This window comes from Hymenobacter fastidiosus (assembly GCF_039539565.1).
Classification (GTDB): Bacteria; Bacteroidota; Bacteroidia; order Cytophagales; family Hymenobacteraceae; genus Hymenobacter; species Hymenobacter fastidiosus.
Genome location: NZ_BAABDJ010000006.1, coordinates 191,495 through 208,441, shown reverse-complemented (window position 1 = coordinate 208,441; position 16,947 = coordinate 191,495). Strand labels below are relative to the sequence as shown.

Here is a 16,947-nt window from a genome sequence, read left to right as displayed (position 1 = left end):
TTCAGACTTCCGCCAGCGCAGGCGTATTTCGCCCGCCCGATCGTGCGTGAAAGGCTGCTTACTTGGCTTTGCGGATGTAGATGTTGCCGTTCAGGGTCTTCATCATGGCCTCGGCCCCGCCGCCGTTGATCTTGCCGTAGGTCCAGTTGTCCACGTTCACGCGGTAGGTGCCGTCCTTGGCGGTGCGGCTCACTTTCGGGGCGCTGGTATCTACGGTCAGGTCGAAGTCGCTGTAGATTTCGCCCCGGTCCGATTTAAGCTTGAGCGCCGTTTTGACTTTGGCTGGGAAGGTGACGTCAATCTTGCCGTTGACGCTGGAAAAGGCCATGGGCGCGTTGGCCGTCACGTCGGTAAACCGGGCCGTTACGTCGCCGTTCACGGTGTTCAGCACCGCCGAGCCCGCCACGTTGCCCAGCCGGATGGAGCCGTTCACGTTCGACACTTCCAGCTCCCCGCTCACGTTTTCCACCGTGATGTTGCCGTCGTTCACGGTCCCGATCTGCAGCGAAAACTGGCGGGGTACTTTGATGGTGAAATCGACGGGCCGGGGGCCGGGCTGAGAGCGGACGTACACGTGGTTGTTCTTTTCCTGGGCCGTCACATCGAGGCCATTCACCCGGGCGATGCGCCGCATACCGTCGCGGCTTTCCTCCGAATCGGAGCCCCGGTCGCGGCCGACGTGGCTGACCACGTCGATAACCACGTCCCTGCCGCTGTAGCCTTCCACCCGAATGGAGCCACCGACCAGCTTCAGGTGCAGGGTGCCGGGCTTACCAGGGCTGCTCAGGGCCACGACCATCTGCTGGTCTTTGCCCGCCTGCTGGGCCGCGCCGGGGCGGGCGCCCGCCAGCGTGAGCAGGGTCAGCAGAGTTGAAAAAAGGAGCTTGTTCATCGGGTTTGCTGCTTGATGGTGACGTCGCCGTTGATGGTTTCGAAGCGGTAGTCGGGGCCACCCTGGCCCAGCCGCACGGCCGTTTCCTTGCTGAGTTTGTATTTGGTGCCGGCTCCGTCGCGCTGCTGGTTCTGGGTCACGCGGGCGGGCAGCACTACGGTTTTGGGGAAGTCGGTGTAGAGCTCCCCGTGCATGCTTTTGAAGTAGAGGTTGGCCGACACATCGGCCGGGTAGCTCACGCTGATGTTGCCGTTGATGGTGTGGTAGGACGCCGCCTGGGTCGGGGCCGCGGCGTAGCTCACGGCCACGTCGCCGTTCACGGTGCGGGCCACGGTGGCTTCGCGGGCATTTTTGATGGTCACGCCGCCGTTCACGTTGCGGGCCTGCAGCGGTCCGCTCACGTCCTGCACCAGCACCATTTCGCCGTTCACCGTCGATACGTTTACGCGCATCGCGGCCGGCACTTTCACGGTGATGTCGAACCGGTAGTCGTACTCGAGGTTCCGGCTGTTGGAGTAGTTGTTGCGCCGGGGGCGCGAGTCCTGCGGGCCCTGCACATACACCACCACACTGTCGTTGCGCTGCAGAAAGCCGAGCTGGGCTTCTTTTTTGCCCTGGGCCAGCCGCTGGGCGTTGTCGGCGCGGATGGTTTTGGTGGCCTCCACCACCACGGTCGGGCCGTTGTAGCCTTCCACCGTCACCGAGCCGGAGATATTGTAGAGGGCCAGCGTGCTGCTGCCCGCCTGGCCGGTCAGCGTAAACTCCCGCCTGATCTGTTCTTTATCGGTGCGGTTCTGGGCCTGGAGGAAGCCGCTAGGCAGCCACAATAGGAGCCAGAGCAGGCCGGATGTCGTTGCGGGTTTCATTATGGGTCGATGGATCGGAAAGTGGGGGAGCCTGGTCACCCGACAAGGTCTCAATGCTTTGTTCGATTTTGCTTTTCACCTGCTCGTTCAGGTTGTCCTGCTGGAGCAGCTTGCGCAGGGGCCGCACCGAGCGGCGGTCCTGCAGCTGCACCATCACATCGGCCAGCGCCGACTGCACCAGGGGCGAGTCCTGCTGGGTCAGGGACTTCACCAGCCCCTGGCGCACGATAGGCTCCTGGGTCAGGCCGGTCAGCACTTCCAGGGCGGCCAGCCGCACATTCACGTTCGGATCCTGGTTGAGGGTGCTGAGCAGGGCCGCCAGCACCCGCTCGTTGGTAGGGGCCAGCTCCTCGGCGTGGCTTACCGCCTTCAGGCGCTGCACGGCCGAAGGGTTGGCCAGCTGTTCGAGCAGCAGCACCTGCCGGCTGGTTTCGGGAGCTGCAGTAGCCGTCGGCGCCTGCCGGGCCACTTCGGGCGCTGCCGGAGTGCCCTTCAGCCCATAGCCCGCCACCAGCCCCACCAGCAGCAGCGCCAGGCTGTAGGCCAGCCGCAGGGCGTAGGCTGGCTGCCACCACTCGCGCAGCCGTTCCCTTATGCCGGCCACCGACCAGCGCTGCCGTTGCTGCTCGGCCGCCTGAAACCCGGCCAGCATAGAATAGAAGCGGGGGCGAAGCAGCTCACTCGGTTCGGGCACGGGCAGCGTGCCCATCGCCTGCCACAGCTCGCGCACGGCCGTCAGCTCCTGCCGGCAGGCGGGGCACTGGGCCAGATGGGCATCCACTGCCTGCTGGTCGGCGGCCGCTAAGTCGCCGGCCAGCCAGGCCAGCAGCTCGGGCTGCACGCTCTCACAGTTCCTGTTTGCTTCCATGTTCGAGTTTCAGATAGATGTTTTTCAGTTGGCCCAGGGCCCGGTGCGCGCGCACCTTCACGGCCCCAGCCGTCGTGTCGAGCAGCTGCGCAATCTGCTCGTATTTCAGCTCCTGGAAGCGGCTCAGCACCAGTACTTCCCGTTGCCCGGCGCTGAGCTGGCCCAGCGCCTGGTGCAGGAGCGCTACCTCCTGGGTCTGTTGCAGCCCCGCATCGGCCAGCGGCCCGCCGGCCAGCTTTTCGGTCCAGTCCGCAATGTCCTGGTGGTGGGCCGAAGCCTTGTTTTTCTTCGCGGCGTCGGCCAGCACGTTGCGCGCGAGGTGGTACATCCAGCTCCGAAACTCGCCCTCCCCGCTGAAGGTGTGGCGGTACTTCAGCATGCGGTAGAAGACGTTCTGCACCAGATCCTCGCTGGCCGTAGCGTGGCCGTTGGAATGGTAGAAGAAGGCGAACAGCGGCCGGTGGTAGCGTTCGAACAGCAGGCCCATCTTCTCGACCTGACCGGCCTTCACCTGCAGCATGAGCGAATTGTCAGTAAGCGTGTTCAAGCTGGAGCTGGTGAGGAGGTGGAGGCGTATTCGGCGGTGGAAACTGCGCCTTTCCGGGAAGGTTACAGCAGCGGGTGAAATATTTTTTCGGCAGCGTGATTATGGCCCTGGCCGTCATTCCGAGCTTGCCGAGGAATCTCGCGGGCTGACGTGGCCAAGCTAACTGTCATCCTGAGCAGCGCGAAGGACCTCTCCCGCTTCGTGGTATGATCATGCCACCATCAGCCCGCGAGATGTCGCGCCTGGCTCGATATGACGTTCTTATTCCAACGACGACTGCCCGCGGGATTCCTCGGCTACGCTCGGAACGACGTGCTGATTTTGATGCGTTGCGGCCTACAGCCCCAGCAGCTCTTCAGCCGCGCCGAAGGCTGATTTGGTGCCTTCCTTCACCTGCTGCTGCACGGCGGCCAGCTGCCGGGCCACGTCGGGGCGGGCGAAAAACCGCGTTTCCAGCGCCTGACGAATAGTTTCGTGGAGCCAGTGCAGGTTCTGCTCCTGGCGGCGCTGCCCGAAGTAGCCGCTGCTCCGGGTTTGCTGGCAGTACTGCTCCACCACCTGCCACACCTCCGGCACGCCCTGGCCCGTCACGGCCGAGCTGACCGTAACCTGCGGGCTCCAGCCGCTGGGGGCCAGCGGGAACAGGTGCAGGGCGTTCTGGTACTCGCGCCGGGCCAGGCGGGCGGCGGTTTCATTGCCGCCGTCGGCCTTGGTGATGGTCACGGCGTCGGCCATTTCCATAATGCCCTTCTTAATGCCCTGCAGCTCGTCGCCGGCGCCGGCCAGCATTAGCAGCAGGAAGAAGTCGACCATGCCGTGGACGGCAGTTTCGCTCTGGCCCACGCCCACGGTTTCCACGAAAATCACGTCGAAGCCCGCCGCCTCGCACAGCAGCAGCGCCTCGCGGGTGCTGCGCGTGACGCCGCCCAGGCTGCCGCCGGCGGGGGAAGGCCGAATGTAGGCCTGGGGGTGCGCCGCCAGCAGGTTCATCCGGGTTTTATCGCCCAGAATGCTGCCCCCGCCGCGCTGGCTGCTGGGGTCCACGGCCAGCACGGCCAGCTTCCGCCCCAGCTTATTCACCAGGTGCAGGCCCAGGGCTTCGATGAAGGTGCTCTTGCCCACGCCCGGCACGCCCGTGATGCCCACCCGCACCGAGCGGCCGGCGTGGGGCAGCACCGCATCGAGTACCTGCTGGGCCAGCTGCTGGTCGGTGGCCAGGGTGCTTTCGACGAGGGTAATGGCCTGACTGAGCCGCACGCGGTTGCCGCTGAGGATGCCGTCGGCGTAGTCGGAAGCGGAAAAGCGGCGGGCCATTGGGGGCGGAATCGGGGCGGAGCAAAAAAATAATACCAGCGGGCCGCTGATTGAAACCGCAAACTACCCCATAATAGTACATTTGACCAACTGTCGTCCGTTTAGCGCCCGCCTTATGCCTGTTTCTCTACCTGTTGGTTCTGCCGCCCTGAAACGCTCCCTGCTGGTCGTCCTGCTGGCTTTTCCCGGGTTCAGCTGGGCCCAGAATGAGCTGAGTAACTTCACCGCCACCGGCCGCGGCGGCGTAGCCACCACTTTCGCCACCGACTACCAGGCCATCGGCATCAACCCCGGCAACCTGGGCCGGGTGGGCGGGGCCAAATTCGCTTTCACCATCGGCGAGTTCGGGGCCGGCATCGGGTCACAGTCCATCACCCGCACCCAGCTCAAGAAGTTCATCTATCGGGCCGGCGACGAGCTCAGTGCCGCCGACAAGCAGGAGCTGGCCCGCAGCTTTACCTCCGATAACGCGCTGAATCTGAATATCGACGCTACGACCTTCGGGCTTTCCGTGGCCCTGCCGGGCGTGGGCAGTATTGCCGTCAGCAACCGGCAGCGCATTTCGAGCCACGTGGGGCTGAGCAAGAACGCCGCGGAAATAACTTTTCTGGGCAAGGATGCGCCCATTTTTCAGAACTACGACATCCAGACGTCGCCGCTGATTTCAGAAGCCCTGGCCGGCACGGAGCTGCAGATGGCCTGGCTTAATGAGTTTAACCTGGCCCTCGGAACCCGGGTGCTCGACCTCCCCCTGGTACAGCTGTCGGCCGGCGCCGGCTACCGCTACATTCAGGGTATCGGGGTCGTGGATTTTCAGGTGAAGGATGGCAAGGTGGACGCCTACGGCTCGATGTCGCCGCTGTTTGATATCGATTACGGCGCGCTGGTCAGCAACCCCTCGTTCAACCTGCGCCAGCGGGCCGATGGCCTGCAGCCCGTGGGCAAAGGGCACGGCTTCGACCTGGGCCTGGCCCTGGAAGCGGGCAGGAAGCTGCGCCTGGGCCTGGCCCTCACCGACGTGGGACGTATGACGTGGGAAGGTAACCTGGTGACGGCCAACGACCAGAGGCTGAAGCGCCTGCGCTCCGCCGGGGTGGGCAGCTACGACTTCTTTCGGGAGGCTGCCGAAATTTTCTCCGCCGGCTCCGACAGCCTGTTTCAGTACCAGCCCGCCCAGTCGCGCCGTGCCGACCTGCCCACCAAGCTGCGGGCCGGGGCCGGGCTGCGCATCAGCGAATACTTCGAAACCGGCATCGACGTGACCTTACCCCTGAACCAGGTGGCCGGCAACCTCACCGCCCCCTTTGTAGGGCTGGGCGTCGACTTCAAGCCCGTGCGCTGGATCCGGTTCAGCAGTGGCGTTTCGGCCGGTGCCGGCTACAGCGTGAGCGTGCCGCTGGGCGTCACCCTCACCACGGGCTTCTACGAAGCCGGCATCAGCACCCGCGACGCCGCCGGCCTGCTGACTTCGCAGAACCCGTATCTGTCGGTGGCAGCGGGGTTCCTGCGGTTTAGGTTCGGGAAGGAGCAGTAGGGCCTCACCCCCGGCCCCTCTCCTGGGGGAGAGGGGAGCCTGATGGCACGAACGGACAAAAGCCTCAGCTTTTCAGCTGAGGCTTTCGTGTTCTTACAGCGCTAAGTAGGTGGCGAAAATCGTTTTGCATTAAAAAGAACGTCATGCTGAGCTTGTCGAAGCATCTCTACCGCACACTAAACCAATCGTTTAACGACTAGTTAGAGATGCTTCGACAAGCTCAGCATGACGTTCCAAATAGGTCAAACTAATTCTTGTTGGGTACTTATTGCTTAATGCAGGGCGGAGTCGGAGGCGAGAGCCGACAACTCCGCGTCGGCTGGCTCCCCTCTCCCCTAGGAGAGGGGCCGGGGGTGAGGCCAACGGGGCCGGGGGGGAGGCCCTACCGCACGAAAATGGGTAGGCCCAGCTTGCTGCGGCGGCCGCCGAGCTTGAGCCCATCGTCCACGTATTTGCTGGCCAGGCCGGCAGTGTTGGGGCTTTGGATGACGCCCAGGAAGAGGTTGTCTTCGCGGGCCACGTAAATTCGGCCGTCGGGGCCAGCTTGTAAGGAGCCGATTTTGCGGTTGGCGGAAGTGCCGATTTTGGTCGAGGTGGGCTTTTTCGGGGTCAGATCAAACTGCCAGATTTCAGCCCGCCCGCCGCCTTTGCCATTGCAGGTTCCGTATACTTTGGTGCCGTCGGGCGAAAATTCAACCCCGTAGGCTTCCTCATAGGGGCCGAAGGATTTGGGGTTGCTGACCTTGCCGGTGGTCGCGTCGAAGTCGAACACCTCGAACTTGTTGCCTTCCCGCCAGATGGAGGTAGCCAGCTTGGTGCCGTCGGGGGAGAATTTGATGGTGCCGATGGCATTGCGGCCGGGGCCGGCATTCATGCTGCCCACGTTGCTCAGGATGGGTTTGGTTTCCACGCCCTCGGCCGTTACGAGGTAGGAAACGAAGGCATTGGAGTTCCAGCGGTGGCCGATAACCCAGACGTCGCGGCCGTTTTTGTGCTTCACGGCGGCCAGCTTTTCGGCTACGGGCGTGATGAGCAGCAGGTTGGAACGGGGGACGTCGCCGAAGCCTCCTTCGCGGGTCATATCCACTACCGAGTAGCGCATGCCGTTGCTGGTGCCCTGGGGGGCGGCGGTGAAAATGTAGAACACGTTGCCGCTGCCGGGGTCGGGCACGATGAGGGCACTCTGGGCGCTGGACTTGCTGCCCATCAGGCCCTTGCCGTTCAGCATCACCTCGTGCTTACGGTTGTAGACCAGCTCGCCGTTGGTGTAAAAGAGAAGCTGACCCTGCTGGTTGGTGGCTACCGCCGAGCCTTCGTAGGTGCTCATCTTGCCGTCCAGCAAGGGCGTCGGGGCCGCGGTGCCGGTGAAGCGCAGGCCGGCCTGACCGCCGAAATACCAGATGGATTGCTCGCCCTGGGCACTAGCCGAAACCGGCCGGAGCCAGCAGACCAGGAGCAGCGCAGTAAAGAAAGAAAGTTGTTGCATAGGTTGGAAAGCCGGCGCGGGAAAGGAATGGACAGCCGGTTGCCGCTGCTAAACGCAATTTCGTGCCAGAATGATGTGCGGGCCCGGCGGCGGCCTCACTCCGCCACCGGCCGCTGCAGCGCCTGCACGAACTCCGCCGGCTTATCGACATACAGCGCCAACTGCCGGGTGGTTTTGCCCAGGCCGTAGGGGCCCAGCGCCGTTATGGCGTGGTGGCAGCTGAGCAGCACGTTGGGCGGCGTGATGAGCTGCTGGGCCAGATTCAGTACCCCTTCGGGTAGCGGCTCCGCGTCGCGCCAGGGCTCGGCGGCGGCCAGGGCGGCCAGGGGCAGGTCGAAGTTCCAGACCAACCCGACACGGATGCGCAGCACGGTTGCGGTGAGCAGCAGCGGCCGTTGCCGCACCGCCTGCAGATGGCCCAGCAGAAACCCCATGCCATACACGCTCAGACCCAGCAGCCAATAGGCCGCCACCGGATTCCAGCGCTGCACCAGCAGATGCACACCGCCCATTTCGGCCACCGAAACCAGCAGCAGTGTGCCCATGATGGCGGTGAAAGCCGATTCACGGTGCATCGAAAATCCCGGCTGTGCCGCCGCCGGCTTCAGCCACCCCAGCAGGCCGTAACGCACCATGGCGGCCTCACTGACCAAAAAGGGCAGGGGCTGCCCAAAAACCGCCCGGAAGCTGGCGGCCAGATTCAGCAGAAAGTCCGGCTCGATGGCGGCGGCCAGGCGGTAGTGGTGCACCAGGCGGCGCAGGCGCACCACCAGCACTACCAGCAGCACCGGCTCGGCCAGCAGCAGCGCCTTGCGGAACCAGCCCAGATACAGCTGCTGCGCCGGGGGCAAAATCCAGGCGGCGACCACCAGCGCCAGCCCAAAAACACCCGCCACCGTGGTCCAGCCCACCTTGTAGCGCCGCACGATGAACAGGTAGTACAACACCGGCAGCCCCACCACCAGATCTACCGTTACGGCAAAGGGCAGACCCGGCGTGGTGGTAAAGCGCGCGAGGCGCGTAATAGTCAGCTCCCCGGCCAGCAGCAGCAGCGCGAGGGTCAGAAAATAATAGAGCGGCTTACGGCCGGAAAGGGCAGGAGCAGGCATGAAAGCGGGGGGCAGTACAACCGGATTAGCCGCCGCAAGGACGGCCGAAAAAGTGGCATTATCAAGCCGGAATCCGCCTTGTCCGGCTCACAAATCCAACCTCCATAGCCGGCGCAGATAACCTCTACACCGCCCACTCCCCGGCCAGCAGGCGCGGCACCAGAGGACGGAGAATCCGGTAGCTGGCGCCCCAGAGGTGGTGCGGCCCCACCCGCCAGAACGAAATCGGGGCAGGATGCGGCCAGCCCGTCAGCTGCCACTCTTCCTCGCCGTGGGCGGCCGGGTCGGCCAGGTAGCGCAGGCTGACTTCGAGCACTTCGGCAATTTCGGGCTGCTGAAACTGCCACGTCGGCGGGGGGGTGATGCGGGCCAGAAACGGGGCAATATGGAAGCCGGTGGTGAAGGTCTGAATCTCGGGCAGCGCCGTCAGCACCTCAATGCTTTCGGGGCCCAGCCCGACTTCCTCCCGCGTTTCGCGCAGCGCCGTGGCCAGGAAGGAAGCATCTTCGGGGTCACGCTTGCCGCCGGGAAAAGCCAGCTGCCCGCCGTGTACGCCCCGCTCGCCCCGGTGTACGAGCACCACCTTCAGCTCCCCGGCGGCATCGCGGAACACGGGCACCAGAACGGCTGATTCGCGCATCAGGAATATTGGATCAGGAATGTTGAAGTGTGAATGCAGGCTGGGCTCTGCCTACCTCTGCGCAACCCTCGGCGGACCTCGGCGGGAAAACTCCCCTGCGCCGTCAGCTGGCATACCCCAAAGATTCAAAAATCAATCTTCACCATTTTCTCAAACTCCGCGTAGCCTGGCTGCAGGCTCCGCCAGAAGGCGTAGTGGCGGTGCTGCTGGTAGCGCGCCAGCACCTCGTCGCGCAGCTCGAAGGGAAAGATGTGGACCGGAATAGCTTCCTGGCCGGCCGAGCGGGCTTCCACCAGCAGCACGTACAGCTCCTCAATCAGCGGATCGGTGATGGGCAGGCAGCCGATGGTCACGTTGGAGCCATGGATGAAAATGTCGCCGCCGGGTTTAGGGATTCCCAGGGCCAGGTCGGCGGCATTGGGGTAGTCCAGGCCCAGCGAGAGGTGGTAGAGGCTGCTGGGGTGGAAGCGGTTGATGAAGTAGAAGCCTTCGGGCACCTGCCGGTCGCCTTCCTGCCGCTTGGGCCCCAGCGCGCCCGAGCAGGCGGCAATGGGGTAGGTGCGCACCAGCTGGAAGGCCGGCTCCCCCTGGTTGCGGCCCCACACTTCTACCCGCTGCCCGATTTTGAACACCCGGATAAATACTTCCAGCCGGGCCGGATCGAGGTGGCGGCGGTGCAGCAGCTGGCGCATGGCCGGCCAGTGCCGGGCGTAGGCGGCCCGCACCCGCGGGTAGTGCAGCTGCTGCTCCCGAAACGTGGGCGCAGCCGGCCGGGCCGCGCAGATACTCAGCAGCAACCCCAATGCCAGCAATAGTCTCTTCATAAAAAAATAGGGCGGTAGTGAGTGGTCCGCGGCTGAGGGAACGGGCGGAATAGCGAATATCGTATATGTCCGGTATTAAAAACCGCCCGGCTGCGCTGCCGCAAACCTGCCCGCCGCCCTTACCTTTGGTTTGTGCCAACCCCGCCGCCCTTCATGACCACCCCCGCCCGCCACCACTATGATGTTATCCTGATCGGGGCTGGTCCGGCGGGCGCGGCCTGCGCCCTGGCCCTGCGCGACAGCGGCCTGCGCGTAGCCCTGGTAGATAAGGCCCGGTTTCCGCGCGATAAGGTCTGCGGGGATGCCATTCCCGGGCCGGCCCTGAAAGCCATCCGCAAGCTCTCCGAGGGGTTTTACCAGGAGCTGCGCGGCCTTACGCCCCGCGCCGACACCCAGGCCAGCCGCCTGGTGGCCCCCGATGGCGGCGAGGCCAGGGTGCAGTGGCAGCTGCCCACCTTCAGCAGCCCGCGCCGGCACTTCGACCATCACCTGCTGAACCTGGTGCGCCGCCATACTGCCACCACCATTCTGGAAGGCTACGGCGTGCGCGACGTACTGACCGACGGGCAGCAGGCCACCGTGGTGCCCGCCGATGGCAGCGCGCCGCTCACCGCCGCCTTGGTTATCGGCTGCGACGGGGCCAACTCGGTGGCTTCCCGCAAGCTGCTGCCCCGCCCCGTAGACCGGAACTACCACTGCGCCGCCGTGCGCGCCTACTACCGCGGCATCAGCGGCACCGACGACCAGACCACCGAGTTTTTCTTTCTGAAGGAATATCTGGCCGGCTACCTCTGGATTTTTCCCGTGGGTGATGGTACCTGCAACGTGGGCTTCGGCATGGTGTCGGACCAGATTGCGGCCGGGCAGGTGAACCTCAAGGATACGATGCTGGCGCTGCTGCGTGAGCAGCCCGCGCTGGCCCCGCGCTTCGCCGCCGCCGAGCAGCTCACGCCCGTCGTCGGCTTCGGCCTGCCGCTGGGTGGTACGCCCCGGCCCATCACCGGCTCCCGGTTTATGCTCTGCGGCGACGCGGCCTCCCTCATCGACCCCTTGCAGGGCCACGGTATCGACACGGCCATCGAAAGCGGGATTCTGGCCGCCGCGCAGGTGCGGCGCTGCTTCGCAACGCAGGACTTCAGCGCGGCTTTTATGAAGCAGTACGAGCAGGAAGTGGAAGCGAAAATCGGGCGGAAGCTGGCCCGCAGCTACCGGCTGATGCGTTTTTTTGCCGATAAGCCCTGGGTGGTCAACGCCGGTTTCCGCCTGGCCCGCCAGCCGCTGGTGAAGAAATGGCTGCTGAAGCTGGTAGGGTAGCCTGCCCGTTCCGTACTGTTGAGCGCCCGCTTCTGAACCAGCTCCGCTATTTGCTCATGCCCACCGCTTCGCTTTACCAACCCGACATTCTGGGCGCCGACTACGAGCAGCGCATTCTGCCCCAGCCCGCCGACTACGAGGGCGCGGTGCAGAGCACCCTGGTGCGCCGCCTGCCGGCCAAGCAGTACGCCCAGGCCGTGCTGTACGTCCACGGCTTCAACGACTATTTCTTCCAGCAGGAAATGGCGGCCCGCTATCAGCAGCACGGCTACGACTTCTATGCCCTCGACCTGCGCAAGTACGGACGCTCCCTGTTGCCGCAGCAGCGGCCCAACAACGTCCGGGACCTGCGCGAATACTACGCCGACCTCGACGCCGCGCTGACCATTGTGCAGGCTGAAGGCCACGCCACGATTCTGCTCAGCGGCCATTCCACCGGTGGCCTGGTGGCGGCCCTGTACGCTCAGGACGGGCGGCAGCGGACGGCGGTGACGGCGCTGTTTCTGAACAGCCCGTTTCTGGCCATGCACCAGAGCTGGTTCAACAAACGGGTGGGAGTGCCGTTGGCCGCGGCCCTGGGCTGGTTGGTGCCCGGCGCAAAAATCCCGACCAACTTATCCCCGGAATACGGCCGGAGCCTGCACCGGGAGCACCACGGCGAATGGGATTATCAGCTGGCCTGGAAACCCAACCAGGTATTTCCGGTCACGGCGGGGTGGCTGCGGGCTATTCATGGCGGACACCAGCGCATCCGGCGCGGACTGAGTATTGCGCAGCCGGTGTTGGTGCTGCACTCCGACCAAACCGTGCGGACTGGCGGCTGGAGCGACGAGTATTTCCGGGCCGACGGCGTGCTGAACGTGCGGGATATCCACACCCTGGCGCCCCGGCTCGGGCCGCGCGTAACGGTGAAGGCCATTGCCGGCGGCATGCACGATCTGGTGCTGTCGCGCCCCCCGGTGCGGGAGGTAGTGTACCGGGAGCTGTTTGCCTGGCTGACGACTACCTTGGGGTAGCGGGTTGATTTGCCGGTTGACCATTATTCTTGTATTGCCGCCCCAAAGCTATTTCCATGGCCAGCTCACCCGCTCAGAACAAGCAGAACGCCCTTGCTTTCTATGACCTGATGTTCAACCAGAACCAGCCGGCGGCCGCCATTGCGCGGTATGTGGGTGCTGAATACATTCAGCACAATCCCCACGTAGCCGACGGCAAGCAGGCTTTTGTCGACTACTTCGAGCGCATGGCCCGCGAGTATCCGGGCAAGCGGGTGGAGGTGAAGCGGGCCGTGGCCGAAGACCACCTCGTGGTGCTGCACTGCTACCAGCACTGGCCCCACGACCACGACTACGCCGGCATGGACATCTTCCGCTTCGACGACGACGGCAAAATCGTGGAGCACTGGGACGTGCTACAAGTAGTGCCCACCCGGCTGGCGCACGACAACGGCATGTTCTAGCCGGTTTTTCCAGGTATGGGGAGGCGCGCTGAGTTCGACTCAAGGCTGCCTTTGATCGTTCCGGCTGCGGGCCGCTTTGGGTATTCTCCCTATCTTGGCCCGGCCTACGGTGATGGATTTCCACCGCGAACCGCCGAAGCTCAGGCTTTGCGCTGATGATTCCTACTCCACGGACGGCCCCGCAGGCCGCGCCGGGTACTTCAGCACGCCGTTCGTCCTATGCCGCCTCTTACCGCTTTCCTCCGTCAGCTGCCCGCCCGCCTGCGGCACCTTGATACGGTTGCTACCGCATTTTTTCTGCTGCGCTGGCTGCTGCTCAGCGTACTGGTCGGGGCGTTGGCGGGCACCGCGTCGGCGCTGTTCCTCGTGTCGCTCGACGGGGTGACGCGCTGGCGGGAGCTGCACCCCTGGATATTGTTGCTGCTGCCCGTCGCGGGCCTGGTTATCGGCCTGGCCTACCACTACTTCGGCGACCGGGTGGTGCGCGGCAATAACCTGCTGCTGGAAGAAATTCACTCGCCTGGTACCCTGATTCCGCTGCGCATGGTGCCCCTGGTGCTGGGCGGCACGCTGCTCACCCACCTGTTCGGGGGCTCGGCCGGCCGCGAAGGCACCGCCGTGCAGATGGGAGGCGCTCTGGCCGATCAGCTCACCCGTCGGTTTCGCCTGCCGCCCCACGACCGGCGCCTGCTGCTCATTGCCGGCATGAGCGCGGGCTTCGCTTCGGTATTCGGCACTCCGGTGGCGGGGGCGGTATTCGGGCTGGAGGTGTTCCTGCTGGGCTCCATTCGCTACGACGCGGTGCTGCCCGCCTTCCTGGCCGCCATCAGCGCCGACTTCGTAACGCAGGCCTGGGGCGTGGGGCATACGGCTTATCCGCAGCTGCCGGAACTGGCAGTTACGCCGCTCTACCTGGGCTGTGCGCTGTTGGTAGGCGCCTTGTGCGGCCTGACGGCCCGCAGCTTTGCCACCCTCACTCACTGGTTCAGCCGGCAGTTTGCCCGTCTGGCCTACGCGCCGCTGCGGCCCGTGGCAGGAGGAGTGGTGTTCGTGGGAATTATGGCGCTGCTGGGCACTACGCGCTACCTGGGCCTGGGAATTCCGGTTATCCTGGAAGCGTTTCAGACCCCGCTGGGAGCTCAGGACTTTGCGTGGAAGCTGGTGCTGACGGCCCTCACCCTGGGCTGCGGCTTCAAGGGCGGGGAGGTGACCCCGCTGTTCTTTATTGGCGCGGCGCTGGGCTCCGCGCTGGCGATGGTGCTGCCGCTGCCGGTGGCGCTGCTGGCGGCCATGGGCTTCGTGGGCGTGTTTGCGGGGGCGGCTAACACCCCGCTGGCCTGCACCCTCATGGGGCTGGAGCTGTTCGGTGCCGAGGCGGCGGTGTACCTGGCGCTGACCTGCGTGGTAGCCTATCTGTTTTCCGGGCACCGGGGCATTTACGCGGCTCAGGTTATCGGACCGGCCAAGCACCCCCGCCTCCGGCGGGAGCAGGGCCGGCGGCTGGACGAGCTGTAGGCTTATCGGTAGCCGTTGCGCTGCTCCGCCAGCCGAGCGCCGGAACGACGAGGCCGGCTGGCGGCAGACATCACTTTCCGGCCAATGCAACCTTGCGGACTACGAACTCATCCTGGGAGTACTCGAACGGGCAAGCGGGGCTCGGCTGACAACCGCCGCCGCCGCGGATAAATTTGCCCGTTCCGTTTTGACGCGAAGTGGTGCCACCGTAGTTTCGCTTTCGTATTTACCTAACCCATACCCATTTTCATGCATACTTCTATTCCTTCCATGTTGTCCCGCCTGGCTTTGCTGGCGGTTCTGGGCTTCCCGGCCCTCACCACTCAGGCGCAGGTGGCCACCCCGACCTGGGCTTCCGTACAACGCTCCACGGCGGCCACGGTCAACAGTGGGGCGCAGGCCGATAAAGTGGCGGTGGCCGCTGACGGTAGCCGGTTCGTGAGTGGCACATTCGCGGGCCCGGTGAATTTTGGGGGCACTACGCTGCCCGTGAAACCCTCCGAAGCCGGTATTTACGTGGCTAAATACACTGCTGATGGTACCCTGGCCTGGGTGCGCTACGCCCTGGAAACCGAGGGCGATACGCGGGCGGCGGTAGCGGTTGATGCGGCGGGCAATGCAATTATCACGGGCTATTTTGGCGGTTCGCTGAGCTTCAGCAATACTGCTATTGCGCCGCTGACTACTGCCGGCCCCGACGTCACCGATGCCTACGTGGCCAAGTTTGACCCGCAGGGCAATCTGCTCTGGGCCCGCGCCGGCGGCGCCACTGCCAACGGCGACGCCTACGCCGCCGCGGCCGGCACCGATGCCCTCGGCAACATCTACGTGGCGGGTGATTTCAGCGGCTCGCTCAGCTTCGGCGGCCCAGCCGTTTCCACTTCCAACGAAGACATCTTTCTCTTTAAATTCACGCCGGCCGGCGCCGTCACGTGGGTGCGTACCGCCGGTGGCTCCGCCACCGATTACGCCTACGCCCTGGCCACGGACGCGGCCGGCAACGCCTACCTCACGGGCTCTATCTACGAATCAGCCACCTTCGGTACCATTACTTTGGCCAATACCGGAGCCGCCGATAACGAGGATGGGTTCGTGGTAAAATACGACACCCAGGGCACAGTACAATGGGCCCAGCGCTTCGGGGTGGCCACCAACGGGGACTCCGGCAGCAGCATTGCCGTCGATGCGGCGGGCAACGTGGCCGTGGGGGGCTACACCGACTACTTCTACAACGGCACCGAGGATGGAACCAGCATTTTCGTGGGCCGCTACAACAGCCAGGGTGCCCGGCTTTGGTCGCAGAAGATTACGCCGGCCGAAACGAGCTACATTAGCGGCTACGGCGTGGCGTACGACGGGAAAGGCGGGCTCTATATGACCGGCAACTTCCTGGGCTCGCTCACCTTCGGCCCCACGACGCTCACGGCTGCCAACACCGACAACGGCGACCTGTACGCGGTCCGGTTCGATGGGCAGGGCAAGACCGTATGGGCAGATAAGGTAACCAGCCCCGGCCGGGACAACGGCGTTATCGGGCTCGATGTGGCGACTGACGGCTTGGGTAATGCCTACGTTGTGGGGGCCGTTGGAGGCAACGCTACTTTCGGCACTATTGCCACGAGCGGCGTGGGCATAAATTCCTTCGTGGCCAAGCTCAACGCCGGAGGCACCATCACTGCCAGCCGCCCCGCGCTGGCCGCGCTGGCGCTGAGCGTGTACCCGAACCCGGCCTCTGAGCAGGCCACGCTGATGCTGCCCGTGGGCGGCGGCCAGCTGGTGCTGACTGATGCCCTGGGCCGCACCGTGCGCGAGCAGGCCCTGCCGGCCACGGCCGGCGCCTGCCCGGTAGCCCTGACCGGCCTCACGCCGGGGCTCTACCAGCTGCGGGCTACGCTCGGCAACGGCCAGCTGGCCAGTGCCCGCCTCACCGTACGCTAACTCCAGCCACTGCCCGGTGCGCCGGGTAGAGAATTCAGAAAGCGGCCCTGCTCTACAGCGGGGCCGCTTTTTTAGTGCCTGGCCTGGGCCAAACGGGTTGGTTGCCATGCGCTGGCTGCGGTCGGTTCCGCTTCCGGCGCGCTCGTCTTCGGGTCTGCCTACCCAACTCCGGCCGTCATCCTGAAGGCCGCGTAGCGGAATGCAGGACCTCCTTCTTCGTCTCTGCCCGCTGGGGCGACGTAGCCTGCCTTGAACCGCTTACCGACGAGAAAACCGACGTGACCGTCCAGAACGGCAAGGTCTTCACGGCCCTGAGCAAGCCGTGTAAGCGGCTTGATTGGGGGCGGTACATTTTATGGAGTTCGGCAGAAACGGGGAGAAGAGTTACAAACCATGTTCTCTCGCAGTCGCCCGGCCAGGCCGAGTAACGATTACGCTCTGAGCAGCTCTGGTGTGAAGTGGATTGCGCCACTTGCCCAAACCTATACGGCGCGGGACGCTCGCGGCATAACCGCTCCGGCGCAGTGGTCACTCGGCCCAGCCGAGCGACTGCGGGGGGATACGTGGCTGGGGGCGTGCTGCCAAACGTCCCGTTGGCCGCCTGCATGTATACGGCCACGTCATTGCGTCCGCGCCCGGCC

Annotated in this window: 15 protein-coding genes and 1 riboswitch; of the genes, 6 read left to right on the top strand and 9 right to left on the bottom strand. The window is 64.8% G+C overall.

Annotation, left to right across the window (positions count from 1 at the left end):
* Nucleotides 1-58: 58 nt before the first annotated feature.
* The 5 genes from ABD833_RS04395 to meaB all read right to left on the bottom strand — a co-directional run bounded on the left by ABD833_RS04395 (nt 59) and on the right by meaB (nt 4,487).
* On the bottom strand, nt 59-892 hold the full coding sequence (locus ABD833_RS04395; RefSeq protein ID WP_345071234.1) for a DUF4097 family beta strand repeat-containing protein: 834 nt from the start codon (nt 890-892) through the stop codon (nt 59-61).
* The gene (locus ABD833_RS04390) at nt 889-1,719 is read right to left on the bottom strand and encodes a DUF4097 family beta strand repeat-containing protein (protein ID WP_345071233.1); all 831 of its coding nucleotides are present in this window, start codon (nt 1,717-1,719) and stop codon (nt 889-891) included. Before ABD833_RS04390 ends, ABD833_RS04395 begins: the two co-directional genes overlap by 4 nt.
* A complete protein-coding gene (locus ABD833_RS04385) occupies nt 1,706-2,626 on the bottom strand; it encodes a HEAT repeat domain-containing protein (protein ID WP_345071232.1) in 921 nt (306 codons plus the stop codon). The genes ABD833_RS04390 and ABD833_RS04385 overlap by 14 nt, the downstream gene beginning before the upstream one ends.
* The gene (locus tag ABD833_RS04380) at nt 2,604-3,173 is read right to left on the bottom strand and encodes an RNA polymerase sigma factor (protein WP_345071230.1); all 570 of its coding nucleotides are present in this window, start codon (nt 3,171-3,173) and stop codon (nt 2,604-2,606) included. The genes ABD833_RS04385 and ABD833_RS04380 overlap by 23 nt, the downstream gene beginning before the upstream one ends.
* Before the next feature lie 336 nt (nt 3,174-3,509).
* The gene (gene meaB, locus ABD833_RS04375) at nt 3,510-4,487 is read right to left on the bottom strand and encodes a methylmalonyl Co-A mutase-associated GTPase MeaB (protein WP_345071228.1); all 978 of its coding nucleotides are present in this window, start codon (nt 4,485-4,487) and stop codon (nt 3,510-3,512) included.
* Nucleotides 4,488-4,602: 115 nt separating this feature from the next.
* Between meaB and ABD833_RS04370 the strand changes: the two genes are divergently transcribed.
* Entirely contained in the window at nt 4,603-6,021 is a 1,419-nt protein-coding gene (locus ABD833_RS04370; RefSeq protein WP_345071227.1) for a DUF5723 family protein, read from the top strand.
* Nucleotides 6,022-6,403: 382 nt separating this feature from the next.
* Here ABD833_RS04370 and ABD833_RS04365 read toward each other — a convergent pair whose 3' ends face one another.
* The 4 genes from ABD833_RS04365 to ABD833_RS04350 form a co-directional block, all read right to left on the bottom strand.
* Nucleotides 6,404-7,507: a TolB family protein gene (locus tag ABD833_RS04365; protein WP_345071226.1), complete on the bottom strand. Its 1,104-nt coding sequence runs from the start codon at nt 7,505-7,507 to the stop codon at nt 6,404-6,406.
* A gap of 95 nt (nt 7,508-7,602) precedes the next feature.
* Nucleotides 7,603-8,616 carry a hypothetical protein gene (locus ABD833_RS04360; protein ID WP_345071225.1) on the bottom strand — a complete coding sequence of 338 codons (1,014 nt, stop codon included), beginning with the start codon at nt 8,614-8,616 and terminating at the stop codon, nt 7,603-7,605.
* A gap of 124 nt (nt 8,617-8,740) precedes the next feature.
* Nucleotides 8,741-9,256: an NUDIX hydrolase gene (locus ABD833_RS04355; protein ID WP_345071224.1), complete on the bottom strand. Its 516-nt coding sequence runs from the start codon at nt 9,254-9,256 to the stop codon at nt 8,741-8,743.
* Nucleotides 9,257-9,381: 125 nt separating this feature from the next.
* Entirely contained in the window at nt 9,382-10,080 is a 699-nt protein-coding gene (locus ABD833_RS04350) for a L,D-transpeptidase family protein (RefSeq protein ID WP_345071222.1), read from the bottom strand.
* Between the two features lie 153 nt (nt 10,081-10,233).
* Between ABD833_RS04350 and ABD833_RS04345 the strand changes: the two genes are divergently transcribed.
* From ABD833_RS04345 to ABD833_RS04325, 5 genes are all read left to right on the top strand, one after another.
* Nucleotides 10,234-11,394: an NAD(P)/FAD-dependent oxidoreductase gene (locus tag ABD833_RS04345; RefSeq protein ID WP_345071221.1), complete on the top strand. Its 1,161-nt coding sequence runs from the start codon at nt 10,234-10,236 to the stop codon at nt 11,392-11,394.
* A 56-nt stretch (nt 11,395-11,450) separates the two neighbouring features.
* Entirely contained in the window at nt 11,451-12,410 is a 960-nt protein-coding gene (locus tag ABD833_RS04340) for an alpha/beta hydrolase (protein WP_345071220.1), read from the top strand.
* Nucleotides 12,411-12,466: 56 nt separating this feature from the next.
* Nucleotides 12,467-12,853, top strand: coding sequence for a nuclear transport factor 2 family protein (locus ABD833_RS04335; protein WP_345071219.1), 387 nt, complete (start codon nt 12,467-12,469; stop codon nt 12,851-12,853).
* A 99-nt stretch (nt 12,854-12,952) separates the two neighbouring features.
* Nucleotides 12,953-13,025, top strand: a riboswitch (Fluoride riboswitch).
* A gap of 47 nt (nt 13,026-13,072) precedes the next feature.
* Nucleotides 13,073-14,368 (top strand): voltage-gated chloride channel family protein, encoded by a 1,296-nt coding sequence (locus ABD833_RS04330; RefSeq protein WP_345071217.1) that lies wholly within the window; start codon nt 13,073-13,075, stop codon nt 14,366-14,368.
* A 249-nt stretch (nt 14,369-14,617) separates the two neighbouring features.
* Entirely contained in the window at nt 14,618-16,306 is a 1,689-nt protein-coding gene (locus tag ABD833_RS04325; RefSeq protein WP_345071215.1) for an SBBP repeat-containing protein, read from the top strand.
* Nucleotides 16,307-16,947 lie beyond the last annotated feature (641 nt).

Coding starts and splice junctions, on each gene's coding strand:
- ABD833_RS04355 (WP_345071224.1), bottom strand. CDS start 9,256: ATGCGCGAATCAGCCGTTCTGGTGCCCGTGTTCCGCGATGCCGCCGGG.
- ABD833_RS04335 (WP_345071219.1), top strand. CDS start 12,467: ATGGCCAGCTCACCCGCTCAGAACAAGCAGAACGCCCTTGCTTTCTAT.
- ABD833_RS04325 (WP_345071215.1), top strand. CDS start 14,618: ATGCATACTTCTATTCCTTCCATGTTGTCCCGCCTGGCTTTGCTGGCG.
- meaB (WP_345071228.1), bottom strand. CDS start 4,487: ATGGCCCGCCGCTTTTCCGCTTCCGACTACGCCGACGGCATCCTCAGC.
- ABD833_RS04345 (WP_345071221.1), top strand. CDS start 10,234: ATGACCACCCCCGCCCGCCACCACTATGATGTTATCCTGATCGGGGCT.
- ABD833_RS04340 (WP_345071220.1), top strand. CDS start 11,451: ATGCCCACCGCTTCGCTTTACCAACCCGACATTCTGGGCGCCGACTAC.
- ABD833_RS04370 (WP_345071227.1), top strand. CDS start 4,603: ATGCCTGTTTCTCTACCTGTTGGTTCTGCCGCCCTGAAACGCTCCCTG.
- ABD833_RS04350 (WP_345071222.1), bottom strand. CDS start 10,080: ATGAAGAGACTATTGCTGGCATTGGGGTTGCTGCTGAGTATCTGCGCG.
- ABD833_RS04330 (WP_345071217.1), top strand. CDS start 13,073: ATGCCGCCTCTTACCGCTTTCCTCCGTCAGCTGCCCGCCCGCCTGCGG.
- ABD833_RS04360 (WP_345071225.1), bottom strand. CDS start 8,616: ATGCCTGCTCCTGCCCTTTCCGGCCGTAAGCCGCTCTATTATTTTCTG.
- ABD833_RS04385 (WP_345071232.1), bottom strand. CDS start 2,626: ATGGAAGCAAACAGGAACTGTGAGAGCGTGCAGCCCGAGCTGCTGGCC.
- ABD833_RS04365 (WP_345071226.1), bottom strand. CDS start 7,507: ATGCAACAACTTTCTTTCTTTACTGCGCTGCTCCTGGTCTGCTGGCTC.
- ABD833_RS04395 (WP_345071234.1), bottom strand. CDS start 892: ATGAACAAGCTCCTTTTTTCAACTCTGCTGACCCTGCTCACGCTGGCG.